A 14,723-nucleotide genomic window follows, 5' to 3' on the forward strand; every position below is an offset into this window, starting at 1 on the left:
ACTCCATTTCTTATTGTGCAGATTGCTGCGTGTGCAAGGTGGATATCAGGGTGGAGACTTTCGCGAGCAAGCTCGCTCCTACAGAGACAGTGCAGACCCTTTAGGAGCCAGCTTGCTGGCGAAGAGACGATGGCTAGGCCGTCGCCGGTGCTCGTACAGCAGGTTTTTTCGCCGCCGGCGGTTGCCAGGATTCGTTGGCGGTGAAGTCCATGGCTTCCTGGATCGCCCGCTTGCGGGCGGCTTCGGCGCGACGGCCGAAGTACCAGACCAGGAAGGTCACCAGGGACACCGCCAGCAGGATCAGGCTGGCCACGGCGTTGATCTCCGGTTTGACCCCCAGGCGCACCGCCGAGAACACTTCCATCGGCAAGGTGGTGGAGCCCGGGCCGGAAACGAAGCTGGCCAGCACCAGGTCATCCAGGGACAGGGCAAAGGACATCATGCCGCCGGCCGCCAGTGACGGCGCGATCATCGGGATGGTGATCAGGAAGAACACCTTGAACGGTCGCGCTCCCAGGTCCATGGCCGCTTCTTCGATGGACAGGTCCAGCTCCCGCAGGCGCGCGGAGACTACCACGGCTACATAGGCCGCGCAGAATGTGGTGTGGGCGATCCAGATGGTGACGATGCCCCGTTCCATGGGCCAGCCGATCAATTGCGCCATGGCCACGAACAGCAGCAACAGTGACAGACCGGTGATCACCTCCGGCATCACCAGCGGCGCGGTGACCAGGCCACCGAACAAGGTGCGGCCCTTGAAGCGCGTGACTCGGGTCAGCACGAAGGCCGCCAGGGTGCCCAGGGCCACCGCGGCAATGGCGGTGTAGCAAGCGATTTCCAGGGAACGCATCACCGAGCCCATCAACTGCTGGTTGTCCAGCAGGCCGACGTACCACTTGATCGACCAGCCGCCCCACACCGTCACCAGCTTGGAGGCGTTGAACGAGTAGATCACCAGGATCAGCATCGGCAAGTAGATGAACAGCAGGCCCAGCACCAGCATCAGTTTGGAAAATTCGAAGCGTTTCATGCCCGTGCCTCCATCTCTTTGGCCTGGCTGCGGTTGAACAGCAGGATCGGGATAATCAGGATCGCCAGCATCACCACCGCCAGGGCGGAGGCCACCGGCCAGTCACGGTTGTTGAAGAACTCCTGCCACAGCACGCGGCCGATCATCAGGGTTTCCGGACCGCCCAAGAGCTCCGGAATCACGAACTCGCCCACCACCGGAATGAACACCAGCATGCAGCCTGCGATGATGCCGTTCTTGGCCAGGGGTACGGTGATTTTCCAGAAGTTGTTGAAGTTGCTCGAACCCAGGTCCGAAGCGGCTTCCAGCAGGCTCTGGTCATGCTTGACCAGGTTGGCGTACAGCGGCAGCACCATGAACGGCAGGTAGGCGTAGACCACGCCTATATAGACGGCGGTGTTGGTGTTGAGGATTTCCAGCGGCTGGCTGATCAGCCCGGTCCACAACAGGAAGCTGTTGAGCAGGCCGTTGTTGCTGAGGATGCCCATCCAGGCGTAGACGCGGATCAGGATCGCGGTCCAGGTCGGCATCATGATCAGCAGCAGCAAGACGTTCTGGGTTTCCTTGCCGGTCTTGGAGATGGCATAGGCCATGGGAAAACCCACCACCAGGCACATCAGGGTGCTGAGCAGCGCCACTTTCAGCGAACCCAGGTAGGCCGAGATGTACAGCTCGTCGCCGGCGAGCATGGCGTAGTTGCCCAGGTTCAGCAGCAGCTGGAATTTCTGCTCGGCGTAGCTGTAGATCTCCGAGTAGGGCGGAATCGCCAGGGCCGCTTCCGAGAAGCTGATCTTCATCACCAGGAAGAACGGCAGCATGAAGAACAGGAACAGCCAGAGGAAAGGGATGCCGATTACCAGCTTGCGACCGCTGGGCAGCATACGGAACAGCTTCTGATTGAAAGTGCTCATGGTCGAGGTACTCATGCTCGCAGTACCACGCCGCTGTCGTCTTCCCACCAGACGTAGACTTCGTCGTCCCAGGTTGGCCGCGAGCCACGGCGCTCGGCGTTGGCCATGAACGACTGGACGATCTTGCCGCCGGGCAGCTCGACGTAGAACACCGAGTGGCCGCCCAGATAGGCGATGTCATGCACCTTGCCCTTGGACCAGTTGTAGCGGGTGTCGGGCTTGAGGGTGGTGACCAGCATCTTTTCCGGGCGGATGGCGTAGGTCACCGACTTGTCCTGCACCGAGGTACTGACTCCGTGGCCGACGTAGATCTGCTGCTCAAGGTCCGGGCAGTCGATGATGGCGTAGCCTTCCAGGTCTTCGGTGACAGTGCCGTCGAAGGCGTTGACGTTGCCGATGAATTCGCACACCAGGCGGCTCACCGGCGCCTCGTAGATGTCCACCGGGCTGCCGGTCTGGGCGATCCAGCCCAGGTGCATAATGGCGATGCGCTGGGCCATGGTCATGGCTTCTTCCTGGTCGTGGGTCACCATCACGCAGGTCACGCCCACGCGTTCGATGATCTCAACCAGTTCCAGCTGCATCTGCGAGCGCAGCTTCTTGTCCAGGGCGCCCATGGGTTCGTCCAGCAAGAGCAGCTTGGGGCGCTTGGCCAGGGAGCGGGCCAGGGCCACGCGCTGACGCTGGCCGCCGGACAGCTGGTGCGGCCTGCGCTTGGCGTACTGGGTCATGTGCACCAGCTTGAGCATCTCCTCGACCCGGGCGTCGATCTCGCTGGCCGGCAGGCGGTCCTGCTTGAGGCCGAAGGCGATGTTCTGGGCCACGGTCATGTGGGGGAACAGGGCGTAGGACTGGAACATCATGTTGATCGGCCGCTCGTAGGGCGGCATGTCGGTGATGTCCACGCCATCCAGCAGGATGCGGCCTTCGGTGGGGCGCTCGAAGCCGGCGAGCATGCGCAGCAGGGTGGATTTGCCGGAGCCGGAACCGCCCAGCAGAGCGAAGATTTCGCCTTGGTGGATCTCCAGGGAGACATCGTCCACGGCCACGGTTTCATCGAACTTCTTGGTCACGCGGTCGATCTTGACCAAGACCTTCTGCGGGCTCGGGGTGCCTTCGAGGGCCTTGCGGTAAGTGCTGGAGGCGTTTGCCATGTGAAACTCCCAACAGGTGTCAGCAGCCTGGCCAATTCGGCCGGGCTTAAAGTTTGATTGCCAGCCCGCAGGGGGTGCGGGCTGATTCGGCGCTGCCTCCCTGGCGGCCTGACGCTATTTGTTGTTGTGGTCTTGCCGTGTGTTGCTCACGCCGGACGTCGGGCGCGCACAGGCGCGCTCGCCGTGGGGCAGGGCGTGGTGAATCCTATTGAATGCCTGGGTTTTTCGATCGGCGCTCAGCGCCGTTGCGCAGCCCGTTGTCGGCAGGCGTCGCCAAAGGCCTGGAAGATCCGCAGGTAGGCCGGGTTCGACAGCACCTGCCATTCCGGGTGCCACTGCACGCCGAAGGCGAAGGCCTTACTGTGTTCCACCGACAGTGCCTCGATCAGGCCATCCGGGGCCACGGCCTCGACCCGCAGGCCGGGGGCCAGGCGGTCGACGCCCTGACTGTGAATCGAGTTGACCTGGATCTCGCCGGCCAGGCCCATGGCCTCGAACACACCGCCGGGCTGGATTGCCACCGGGTGCGCCGGGGCGTACTGCACTTCGATGCGTGGATCGTCGGCTTCACGGTGGTCCATGTAGCCCGGCAGTTCATGCACCTTCTGGTGCAGGCTGCCGCCGAAGGCCACGTTCATTTCCTGGAAGCCACGGCAGATGCCGAGCACCGGTACGCCAGCGGCAATGGCGGCGCGCAGCAGGGGCAGGGTGGTGGCATCGCGCTGCGGGTCGTGGGCGGTGCCCGGCTCGCTGGGCGTGCCCTGGTAATGGAAGGGTTCGACATTGGACGGCGAGCCGGTAAACAGCAGCCCGTCCATGTTGTGCAGCAGATCGTCGATATCGATCAGATCCGCCAGGGAAGGAATGATCAGGGGCAGGCCCTCGGCCGCGACGCTGACAGCACGCAAGTACTTGTCGCCGCTGACGTGGTAGGGGTGCAGGCCGATCTCTTTGACGCACGCAGTAACGCCGATCAATGGCTTGAATGCCATTTTTATCACCTCGAAATTCACGCTGGAACGAGTTTTTCCAGAGCTTATCCTCGTTGATTTTAATTAACAACTTCCATGTAAAAAATTCTAAACATTGTTCGCTTGAAAGCCGCGAATGGCGCGGATCTCGGGGTGTATTGGTCTTTCGTGAGGCAAAATAATTGACGAATGGCGCCTGCTGTTGGCTATTGACTCCGGTTTTTCTTTCGGGTTGACTGCTGGCGTGTCACAGCAGTGAACATAATAATTAACACAATAGGTGCATCATGTCGGTCCCCCCGCGTGCCATTCAACTCAATGAAGCCAATGCCTTCCTGAAAAAACACCCCGAGGTTCTCTACGTCGATCTGCTGATTGCAGACATGAACGGTGTGGTGCGCGGCAAGCGCATCGAGCGCACCGCGCTGCACAAGGTCTACGAGAAGGGCATCAACCTGCCGGCCTCGCTGTTTGCCCTGGATATCAACGGCTCCACGGTGGAAAGCACCGGCCTGGGCCTGGACATCGGCGATGCCGACCGCATCTGCTATCCGATCCCCGGCACCCTGAGCGTCGAACCCTGGCAGAAGCGCCCCACCGCGCAACTGCTGATGACCATGCACGAGATCGAAGGCCAGCCATTCTTCGCCGACCCCCGTGAAGTGCTGCGCCAGGTGGTGAGCAAGTTCGATGAGATGGGCCTGACCATCTGCGCGGCCTTTGAACTGGAGTTCTACCTGATCGACCAGGACAACGTGAACGGCCGTCCGCAGTCGCCCCGTTCGCCGATTTCCGGCAAGCGTCCGCATTCCACCCAGGTCTACCTGATCGACGATCTGGACGAGTACGTCGACTGCCTGCAAGACATCCTTGAAGGCGCGAAAGAGCAGGGCATTCCTGCCGATGCCATCGTCAAGGAAAGCGCCCCGGCGCAGTTCGAAGTCAACCTGCACCACGTCAGCGATCCGATCAAAGCCTGCGACTACGCGGTGCTGCTCAAGCGCCTGGTGAAGAACATCGCCTACGACCATGAAATGGACACCACCTTCATGGCCAAGCCCTACCCGGGCCAGGCGGGCAACGGTCTGCACGTGCACATCTCGATCCTCGACAAGCAGGGCAACAACATCTTCGCCAGCGAAGACCCGCAAACCAACGAAGCCCTGCGCCACGCCATCGGCGGCGTGCTCGACACCCTGCCGCAGCAGATGGCTTTCCTGTGCCCTAACGTCAACTCCTACCGCCGTTTCGGTGCACAGTTCTATGTGCCGAACTCGCCGACCTGGGGCATCGACAACCGCACCGTGGCCGTGCGCGTACCCACCGGTTCTGCCGATGCGGTGCGTATCGAGCACCGGGTGGCCGGCGCCGACGCCAACCCTTACCTGCTGATGGCTTCGGTGCTGGCGGGTATTCACCATGGTCTGACGAACAAGATCGATCCGGGAGCGCCGGTTGAAGGCAACTCCTACGAGCAGAACGAACAAAGCCTGCCCACCAACCTGCGTGACGCCCTGCGCGTACTGGACGACAGCGAAGTGATGGCCAAGTACATCGACCCGATGTACATCGACGTGTTCGTGGCCTGTAAGGAAAGCGAGTTGGCGGAGTTCGAAAACTCCATCTCCGACCTGGAATACAACTGGTACCTGCACACGGTCTGATGACCGTGTCACTGCCTGCCTTGAGTATTTGCCATGACTAAATCCCGCAGCGACTGGGAGCAGCACTTCCAGTCCCTCAGCCTCGAAGGCCGTGCCTTTATCGACGGCCAGTACTGCGCCGCCGCCAGTGGCGCCACCTTTGAATGCCTGAGCCCGGTGGACGGGCGCTTTCTGGCCAACGTCGCCAGCACCGATCAGGTCGATGCCGATCGTGCAGTAGCTGTGGCGCGCCAGGCGTTCAACAGTGGCGTCTGGTCGGGCAAGGCCCCGGCCGAGCGCAAGCGCATTCTGCTTCGTTTCGCCGAACTGATCCTTGCGCACCAGGAAGAACTGGCGCTCCTGGAAACCCTGGACATGGGCAAGCCGATTGGCGATTCCATGGCCATCGACATTCCGGCCACGGCCAACGCCATCCGCTGGAACGCCGAAGCCATCGACAAGCTCTACGACGAAGTGGCGGCCACGCCCCACGACCAGCTGGGCCTGGTGACCCGGGAACCGGCGGGCGTGGTGGCGGCCATCGTGCCGTGGAACTTTCCGCTGATCATGGCCAGTTGGAAGTTCGCTCCGGCCCTGGCAATGGGCAACTCGTTCATTCTCAAACCGTCGGAAAAGTCGCCGCTGACCGCGATCCGCATCGCCCAGCTGGCCCTGGACGCCGGTATCCCCCAGGGCGTGTTCAACGTCCTGCCGGGTTACGGCCACACCGTCGGCAAGGCCCTGGCCCTGCACATGGACGTGGACGTGCTGGCCTTCACTGGCTCCACCGCCGTGGGCAAGCAATTGTTGGTGTATGCCGGCGAAAGCAACATGAAGCGGGTGTGGCTGGAAGCCGGTGGCAAGAGCCCCAACGTGGTGTTTGCCGATGCCCCGGACCTGCGCGAAGCCGCAGAAGCGGCAGCTGCGGCCATTGCCTTCAACCAGGGCGAAGTCTGCACCGCCGGTTCGCGCCTGCTGGTGCAACGCTCGATCCGCGAGCAGTTCATCCCGCTGCTGGTGGAGGCCCTCAAGGGGTGGCAGCCGGGCCACGCCCTCGATCCCGAAACCCGGGTCGGCGCCGTGGTGGACCAGCGCCAACTGGACAACGTGCTGCGCTATATCGAGATCGGCAAGGAGCAGGGCGGCCAACTGCTGGCCGGCGGTGTCCGCACCCTGGAAAGCACAGGCGGCCTGTATGTCGAGCCGACTGTTTTCGATGGGGTGACCAACGCCATGACCATCGCCCGGGAAGAAATCTTCGGACCGGTGTTGTCGCTCATCAGCTTCGATACGGAAGAAGAGGCGCTGCAGATTGCCAACGACAGCATCTTCGGCCTGGCGGCCGGGGTCTGGACCAGCAACCTCAGCCGCGCCCATCGCTTCGCCCGTGGCCTGCGGGCCGGCAGCGTATGGGTCAACCAGTACGACGGCGGCGACATGACCGCGCCGTTCGGCGGCTTCAAACAGTCCGGCAACGGCCGCGACAAATCGTTGCACGCCTTCGACAAATACACCGAGCTCAAAGCGACCTGGATCAAGCTCTAACTCTTATAACAACAGCGGCGGCGGGCCTGGGCCCGTACCCGCTGGGGAATTTCTCATGCAAACCTACGTGAACAGCTACTACGCGGCGACCCGCAACCAGACCACCGACTACCCGCAACTCGAAGAGAGTGTGGAGTGCGACGTCTGCGTGATCGGCGCCGGCTACACCGGCCTGTCCTCGGCCTTGTTCCTGGCGGAAGCCGGTTACAGCGTCACCGTGCTGGAAGCGGCCAAGGTCGGCTTCGGCGCCAGCGGACGCAACGGCGGGCAATTGGTCAATTCCTACAGCCGCGACGTCGACGTGATCGAAGAACGCTACGGCGAAAAAAGCGCCGAAGTGCTCGGCAGCATGATCTTCGAAGGCGCCGACATCATCCGTCAGCGCATCCAGCACTACGACATTCAGTGCGACTACCGCCCCGGTGGCATTTTCGCCGCCCTGAACAACAAGCAGCTCAAGGGCCTGGCGGAACAGAAGCGCAACTGGGAACGCCTGGGCAACCACAACCTGAAGATGCTCGACAAGGCGCAGATCGACCGCGAAGTCGGGACCAAGAACTACATCGGCGGCCTGCTGGACATGCAGGGCGGCCACATCCATCCGCTGAACCTGGCCCTGGGCGAAGCCAGCGCCATCATCGGCCTGGGCGGCAAGATCTTCGAACAGTCGGCGGCGGTGGAAATCACCTACGGCGAACCCAACGTGATTCGCACCGCCAAGGGCGTGGTGCGCGCCAAATACCTGCTGATCGCCGGCAACGCCTACCTGCAGCAAGACCTCGACCCCCGCGTCACCCGCAAGAGCATGCCCTGCGGTTCACAGATCGTGGTCACCGAACAGTTGCCGGAACAACTGGCCCGCAGCCTGATCAGCAACAACTACTGCGTGGAAGACTGCAACTACCTGCTGGACTACTTCCGCCTCACTGGCGACAACCGCCTGCTGTACGGCGGTGGCGTGGTCTACGGCGCCCGGGAGCCGGACGACATCGAGCAACTGATCCGGCCGAAGATCCTCAAGACCTTCCCCCAGCTCAAGGACGTGAAGATCGACTACCGCTGGACCGGAAATTTCCTGCTGACCATGTCGCGCATGCCGCAATTCGGCCGTATTGAAAAGAACGCCTACTACATGCAGGGCTACAGCGGCCACGGCGTTACCTGTTCGCACCTGGCCGGCAAGCTGATTGCCGAAATGATCCGCGGCGACGCCGAGCGCTTCAACGCCTTCGCCTCCCTGCCACACATGCCGATGATCGGCGGCCGCACCTTCCAGGCCCCACTGACCGCCATGGGCGCCGCGTACTACGCCCTGCGCGACCGCTTCGGCATCTGACGCCACCTCGCTCCTACAGCCCACACTCCTGTAGGAGCGAGCTTGCTCGCGAAGCTCCGGCCCTTGACCCGCCCCGGAAAAAGCCTCGCAAAGCCCCGGAAAACCGACACTCCATCACCCAGCCTTCACGCCCATCGCCAGTCTTTACAGCTTGCCTGTCAAACATGTTTAAATAGCCGCCTTTTCAGGCTCCAGGGGCAGCCAAATCGCGAAGTTCGCGACCCAACCGCCGCAAAAATACCCTTAAGTTCCTCTCACATAAGGCTGTTATGGACACGGGCACCCGACTCAAACTCGTTCGCGAAAGCTACAAACTCTCCCAGCGCGAGCTGGCCCGGCGTAGCGGCGTCACCAATGCCACCATTTCCCTGATCGAACAGAACCGCGTCAGCCCCTCCGTCAGCTCCCTGAAAAAGCTGCTGGAAGGCATCCCCATGTCCCTGGCCGACTTCTTCACCTTCGACCAGCCACCCCGGGAGCACCAATACGTGTTCCGCGCCAACGAACAGCCGGACCTGGGCCGCGACGGCCTGCGCCTGTTGATGATCGGCGCCCCGGTGGCCAACCGGCAGATGCGCTTTCTGCGCGAGCAGTACGCCCCCGGCGCCAGCTCCGGCGAAGAAGCCATCGTGCACAGCGAAGGCGAAGAGTGCGGCCTGGTAACCCGCGGCACCGTGGAATTGACCGTGGACGGTCAAGTCAGCGTGCTCAACCCGGGGGATGGCTATTACTTCCCCACCACCTTGCCCCACAGCTTTCGCAACATTGGCCAGGATGAGGCGGAAATCATCAGCGCCAACACCCCGGCGAACTTCTAAGGGGCTGGGTGACTGATCCGGCTCGACCTGTTGCAACCCTATCCAGCCTGCGCCTTGTGTCGCGGGCTTTGTTTTTTAGACCGGCCCACGCCCCGGAGACTGCCGTAACCACGCTTGCGGACAGGGTCTGGAGCGGGCGTCGGGCAAACAAGGACGACAAATGATCAAGGACAGACGACAAGCATTCCTCAGCGCCGCACGCCTGGAGAACTTCTTCAGCAACTACCAGCACAGCGTGGAATTCTTTGCCGAACACACCTTTGAGTCCGACTCCGAAGCACAGGAAAAGTCCCTCAGGGCCCGGCATTTCCAGAAGTGGATCTTCAAGGAAATCCTCATCCGCTACACCGCCGGCCACAGCATCGACCTGCTGATTCCCCTGCTGGAAACCCTGGTGGACAGTTACGAACACCTGCAAAAACAACTGGCCGAATACAACCAGATTCCGAACATCACCCCCTTGGCGATCGACGATTGGCTCGACCAGTACCAAGAGTGCGTCCAGGTGTTCAGCCTGTGCATCCTGCTGCACCGCAGCGACCTGCTCCAACGCTTCGTGGCCCTGATCGACCCGGCGGGCTACGCCGGGGACGACACCCTCTACGAGGACCTGCTGTGCAAACTGCTGCCCGATCGATATGACGTGGACCGTTGGTACCACGATGTCTACACACCGCTGATACAGGCCATCTACGCCGACGACCCGGCCGAAGCCAGCGACCTTCTGCAGCAGTACTGTGACGACTGGTACCCCGAGTTCGAACAGGCACCCTGGCACGACAGCCACCTGCAAGGGGACGAAGGCAGCTATTGCGGGTATTGGGCGTTCGAGGCAGCCGCCATCGCCTTTCTGTATGGCATTGATGACAGCGGGGTCGAGCACAGGGTCTATCCCAAGGATCTGGTGGCCTATGCGAGGAACCTTCGGCCGAGCCACCCGAAACGTATAGCGCCGGTGGCTGCAGGGCAGTCCTGCAGCAAGGCCGGATATTGGTTTACCCCGGCGCAGCCGGAGTCGCGGCGCTGCTTTGCGCAGGGGGAAGTGATGCCGGAGTTTGAGGGGGGAGCGGTTTGGTATTGGGTGGCGCAGGGGTAGGGGTGGGCTGCCATTCGTTGTAGCGTTTTCCAACCCTTGTTTCTGGTCGAATGCAGAAGGGGCTGCTATCGACTCAACGGCATCGTCCTTGAGTGCCAGTTTTCGGTCAGCATTGGACTGCCCCTCGTCCGACGTACATGAGGTGCTTGATGGATAGCCGCTATTGCTTTTCTCATACCAGGGCAGCCCAAGACTTGCACAGGGCGCGTTTGCTGGTGGGTAAGCGGCTGAACGCGCTGATGCATGACCAGTACTATTTCAACGGGGAAAGGAGTCTGGGAGATGTCGGCTCTATTGAATGGCATTTCGGCGGGCAAGAGGTGATATCCATGTACCTCTTGAGTGATGGTGAGAGTGTTGGGGCTGACATATACCCCATCAACACGCCCGTTTCCTTCGAGATAGAGCCTGACGTGACCTGCGCCTGGAAGAGGGAAAACCTCCTTGCAGCGTTATCAGCGTCCCACCTCGAAGGCGAGAAAGTTCTCGAGGTCAAGGGCATTCTCGATGCCCTCAATGGCCAGGCATCTCGGCTAGTCGGATTTAGGATCGAGTTTGAGTCCGGGGACTTCCTGATTTTTCTTAACCAGGGCGACGATGCCGCCATGCTGGTCAATACGCTCCCGCCAGCATGCGTCGAAATTGAAACCAGCTTCGTGACCTTCATTCAATGAAAGCTATGGGGTGAAACGCTTTCTCGTGGAGGGCTGTTTTCGGCCAATAGCGGACGTTGGATCAAATCCGATCTTACAAATTGTGGACAGTTGCCTGCCTTACTCAATCTGCCTTCTATTAAACCTGGTTTCGCGATGTGAAAAAGGCCATCACTGCCGCGAGTACCAGCAAGACAGAGCTTGCGAGAAATGTCATGCGATAACCGCTGCCGTCGAACAGCAGCCCACCGAGAGTGGAGCCCAGCGCAATGGATAGCTGAATGACTGCGACCATCAAGCCGCCACCGGCTTCAGCATCCTTGGGCAACGCCTTGGCCAACCACGACCACCACCCCACAGGCGCCGCCGTCGCGATCAGGCCCCACAACCCAAGCAGTACAAAAGCTGCCACGACTCCGCCGCCAAGGACAATCAAAGAAAGTGCAATCGCGGCCATCAAGAGTGGAATGCAGACCAGGACGCGGTACATTCCGGTTTTCAGGAAAGTGCCGATCAGAATGGTCCCGACAAAACCCGCCACGCCGATGACCAGCAGGACCATCGACAACAGGGATACATCTACACCTGTGACGGTTTCCAGGAACGGGCGCAGATAGGTGAACAATACAAACTGCCCTATGAAGAAAATGCCCACACTCAACATGCCGAAACTGACCAATGGGCTCTTAAACAATCGGAAGACATTGCCAGCGCTCGGTTTGCGCGGCGCCGGCGCCGGCGCCATGGCTGGCAGGCTGATCCACTGCCAGATCAACGCAATAATTGCTACCGGAATAAGGCAGAAAAAAGCACCCCGCCAACCGATGACACTCCCTAGATAGCTTCCCAGCGGAGCGGCCACTACGGTTGCCAAAGCATTGCCGCCGTTGAAGATTGCCAGAGCCTTGGTCACGCTATGGGCAGGTACCAGGCGCATGGCCATTGCCGCCGACATCGACCAGAATCCGCCGATTACCACGCCGATCAGCGCACGACCAATCATGTACACCGTATAGTTCGGCGCCAGACCGACCACCAGCCCCGACACACACATAATCCCGGTCAGTAGAAGCAACAGCGTCTTGCGGTCCATTGAACCCACTAGCCTGGAAATCGTAAGGCTTGTCAGCACCGCGAAGGCGCCGGAGATGGCGATCCCATACCCGGCCAGTCCTTCACTGATTTGCAGATCCGATGCAATCGGCGTGAGCAAACTGACAGGCATGAACTCCGAGGCGATCAACGCGAATACGCACAGTGTCATCGCAAAGATGCCACTCCAGTAAGCCGGCAGTTCACCAGTCCCCGGCGTGCCGAGGGCCTCACCTGCCGGGGTGTCGAATACTTGAGCCGTCATTCAAAAACCTCTCATCAAATAGTTGTTGGCTGAAGCACTGGCCTTTTAGCCCGCCACCATTAGGTGCCGGGTAAAAAAGGCGGTGAGCTTGGTCCAGGGAATCAAGTTCACGCGGTCATACAGATCCACGTGACCCGTGCCGGGAACCCAGGCCAGTTCTTTCGGTTCGGCGGCGCGTCGGTAGGCATCCTCGCTGAACTCTTTGGAGTGGGCCTGATCGCCAGATATGAACAGCAGCGGACGCGGGGAAATCGTTTCGATATCGCTGAATGGATAGAAATTCACGAACCTGACTTCACTGGTCAAGGCGCGATTTTGCGTCAGTTCCAACGTACTGCCATGAGGGATATGGATGCCGCGGGGCGTGCGATAGAAATCCCAAAACTCGCGAGTTACCGGGTCGGTTTCCCTGCCAGGCTGCGCAGGCAGATAGTTCAGAAAATGCAATGTTCCGGTAGCGAACTCGTCATAGCGTTGCTCGGCGGCTTTGGCGAGCATGGCTTGGCGTTGCTCGACAGTCACTGAGTGACTCAGACCATGACGGGTGACGGCGCCCATGTCGTACATGCTGACGGTGGCCACTGCTGCCAAACGCAGATCCATCTTGGCCGCGCTGATGGCAAAGCCACCGCTGCCGCAGATACCCAGTACGCCGATACGGTTGCGACCGATAAAGTCCCGTGTGCCAAGATAGTCAACGGCGGCACTGAATGCGTCGGCATACATGTCGGGGGCAACCTGATTACGAGGCATGCCCTCACTCTCTCCCCAGAAAGGCAAGTCAATCGCCAGCGTGATGAAGCCTTGTTCCGCCAGCTTTTGTGCATAAAGCATGGAGCTTTGCTCTTTGACTGCTCCCATGGGATGACCGACGATAATTGCAGGCGCTTTAGCGTTTCTATCCAGATTTTTGGGCGTTACAAGATTGCCCACAATTTGAAGACTGTATGAGCTCTTGAAGGTCACCTTTTGCACAGTGACCTTGTCACTTTTGTAAAAATTGTTGGCGCCTTCCGGCGGGCTGACAGCGCTTTTCGAGTCAGTTGCTAAGGCAGCACCGCCTGCGACTGAAAGGACGCCCAAGGCCGCAATGCTGACGCCGCTGGCCTTTACGAATGCGCGCCGATCAAGCCCTGGAGAGTTCAAGGCTTCTGTAGCTTCGAGGAGGGTTACAGGTGTCTCGCTCATCATCAGTACTCCGTTCCAGATATGTGACAGAGCTTGACGGATTAGAAATATCTTGATTAGTAGGCGTAATCTTCATGTGGTTTTGAGAAAAACTCAGCAATGGCCAGTACTAAAGTCAACGATCTCCAAGCTTTTCTTGCGGTGGCGCGAGATCAAAGCTTTACGAAAGCCGCCGCTAAACTGGGCATTACTCCTTCTGCGCTGAGTCATACGATCCGGGCACTTGAACAAAGGCTGGGGATACGACTGCTGGCCCGCACGACACGCAATGTGTCGCCCACAGAGGCGGGAGAAAGATTGATGCGCTCGATCGCTCCGCTTTTTGATCAGATCACCGCCGAGCTTGAAGCGCTGGGCGAGCTGCGGGACAAGCCCAGTGGCACGATTCGTATTTCCTGTACTGATGATCAGATTGAGTTGTGCATTCGGCCGATGCTTGCAAGCTTCCTGAAGAGCTACCCGGATATCACACTGGAGTTCTACGTCGACTATGGATTCACCAACGTGGTCGAGGAGCGATTCGATGCTGGCATTCGCATGGGCGAATCGATCAGCAAAGACATGATCGCCGTTCGCATAGGCCCAGATTGGCGGTTGGCTGTGGTGGGCTCTCCAGAATATTTCGAACGCAACCCGGCACCAACAACCCCCCATGAGCTGACCGGGCATGACTGCGTGAATATCCGACACAGACCATCAGGGGCGATCTACGCATGGGAATTTGAAAGTAATGGCCAGGCTTTTACCGTCAAGGCAGATGGACAACTTGTTTTCAACAGCATCATGCACGTACTCAATGCCGCCGTGGATGGCGTTGGCTTGGCCTACGTACCAGAGGAATTGGTAGCACCCTATCTGGCTGACGGCCGGCTCAAAGAAGTCTTGGCCGACTGGTGCCCTGAGTTTCAGGGTTACCATTTGTACTACCCGAACAGGCGACAAGCCTCTCCCGCCTTTTCTGCATTGGTGGAGGCGCTGAAATATAGAAGCTGAGCCCTCTGCATTCGACGCGCGACAACGT

General features: G+C 60.0%; 13 protein-coding genes. 7 read left to right on the plus strand and 6 right to left on the minus strand.

Annotated features, from left to right (window positions below; translation table 11 throughout):
* Window positions 1-133 precede the first annotated feature (133 nt).
* From P7C00_RS12725 to P7C00_RS12740, 4 genes are all read right to left on the minus strand, one after another.
* Window positions 134-1,030 (minus strand): ABC transporter permease subunit, encoded by an 897-nt coding sequence (locus tag P7C00_RS12725; protein WP_072452432.1) that lies wholly within the window; start codon window positions 1,028-1,030, stop codon window positions 134-136.
* Window positions 1,027-1,908, minus strand: coding sequence for an ABC transporter permease subunit (locus P7C00_RS12730; protein WP_172681993.1), 882 nt, complete (start codon window positions 1,906-1,908; stop codon window positions 1,027-1,029). Before P7C00_RS12730 ends, P7C00_RS12725 begins: the two co-directional genes overlap by 4 nt.
* Before the next feature lie 44 nt (window positions 1,909-1,952).
* On the minus strand, window positions 1,953-3,095 hold the full coding sequence (potA, locus tag P7C00_RS12735; protein ID WP_346636035.1) for a polyamine ABC transporter ATP-binding protein: 1,143 nt from the start codon (window positions 3,093-3,095) through the stop codon (window positions 1,953-1,955).
* Window positions 3,096-3,331: 236 nt separating this feature from the next.
* Window positions 3,332-4,087 (minus strand): gamma-glutamyl-gamma-aminobutyrate hydrolase family protein, encoded by a 756-nt coding sequence (locus tag P7C00_RS12740; RefSeq protein WP_123393014.1) that lies wholly within the window; start codon window positions 4,085-4,087, stop codon window positions 3,332-3,334.
* A gap of 266 nt (window positions 4,088-4,353) precedes the next feature.
* Between P7C00_RS12740 and P7C00_RS12745 the strand changes: the two genes are divergently transcribed.
* The 6 genes from P7C00_RS12745 to P7C00_RS12770 all read left to right on the plus strand — a co-directional run bounded on the left by P7C00_RS12745 (window position 4,354) and on the right by P7C00_RS12770 (window position 11,178).
* On the plus strand, window positions 4,354-5,730 hold the full coding sequence (locus P7C00_RS12745) for a glutamine synthetase family protein (protein WP_072452431.1): 1,377 nt from the start codon (window positions 4,354-4,356) through the stop codon (window positions 5,728-5,730).
* Between the two features lie 33 nt (window positions 5,731-5,763).
* Window positions 5,764-7,254 carry an aldehyde dehydrogenase gene (locus P7C00_RS12750; RefSeq protein ID WP_404939276.1) on the plus strand — a complete coding sequence of 497 codons (1,491 nt, stop codon included), beginning with the start codon at window positions 5,764-5,766 and terminating at the stop codon, window positions 7,252-7,254.
* A gap of 55 nt (window positions 7,255-7,309) precedes the next feature.
* Window positions 7,310-8,590, plus strand: a complete 1,281-nt coding sequence (locus P7C00_RS12755; protein ID WP_404939278.1) for an NAD(P)/FAD-dependent oxidoreductase — start codon at window positions 7,310-7,312, stop codon at window positions 8,588-8,590.
* Window positions 8,591-8,859: 269 nt separating this feature from the next.
* A complete protein-coding gene (locus tag P7C00_RS12760; RefSeq protein ID WP_015635120.1) occupies window positions 8,860-9,408 on the plus strand; it encodes a cupin domain-containing protein in 549 nt (182 codons plus the stop codon).
* A 160-nt stretch (window positions 9,409-9,568) separates the two neighbouring features.
* Window positions 9,569-10,504 (plus strand): PoNe immunity protein domain-containing protein, encoded by a 936-nt coding sequence (locus P7C00_RS12765; protein ID WP_015635121.1) that lies wholly within the window; start codon window positions 9,569-9,571, stop codon window positions 10,502-10,504.
* Window positions 10,505-10,653: 149 nt separating this feature from the next.
* Window positions 10,654-11,178, plus strand: coding sequence for a hypothetical protein (locus P7C00_RS12770; RefSeq protein WP_041752156.1), 525 nt, complete (start codon window positions 10,654-10,656; stop codon window positions 11,176-11,178).
* Window positions 11,179-11,296: 118 nt separating this feature from the next.
* On the opposite strand, the gene P7C00_RS12775 is transcribed toward P7C00_RS12770, so the two are convergent.
* Entirely contained in the window at window positions 11,297-12,514 is a 1,218-nt protein-coding gene (locus P7C00_RS12775) for an MFS transporter (RefSeq protein ID WP_404939280.1), read from the minus strand.
* 45 nt (window positions 12,515-12,559) lie between these two features.
* Window positions 12,560-13,705 (minus strand): alpha/beta hydrolase, encoded by a 1,146-nt coding sequence (locus P7C00_RS12780; RefSeq protein WP_404939283.1) that lies wholly within the window; start codon window positions 13,703-13,705, stop codon window positions 12,560-12,562.
* Window positions 13,706-13,801: 96 nt separating this feature from the next.
* On the opposite strand from P7C00_RS12780, the gene P7C00_RS12785 reads away from it, so the two are divergent.
* Window positions 13,802-14,695, plus strand: a complete 894-nt coding sequence (locus tag P7C00_RS12785) for a LysR family transcriptional regulator (RefSeq protein WP_065363950.1) — start codon at window positions 13,802-13,804, stop codon at window positions 14,693-14,695.
* Window positions 14,696-14,723 lie beyond the last annotated feature (28 nt).

Source organism: Pseudomonas sp. JDS08PS003, from assembly GCF_045013505.1.
In the GTDB taxonomy this organism is placed as follows: domain Bacteria; phylum Pseudomonadota; class Gammaproteobacteria; order Pseudomonadales; family Pseudomonadaceae; genus Aquipseudomonas; species Aquipseudomonas protegens_B.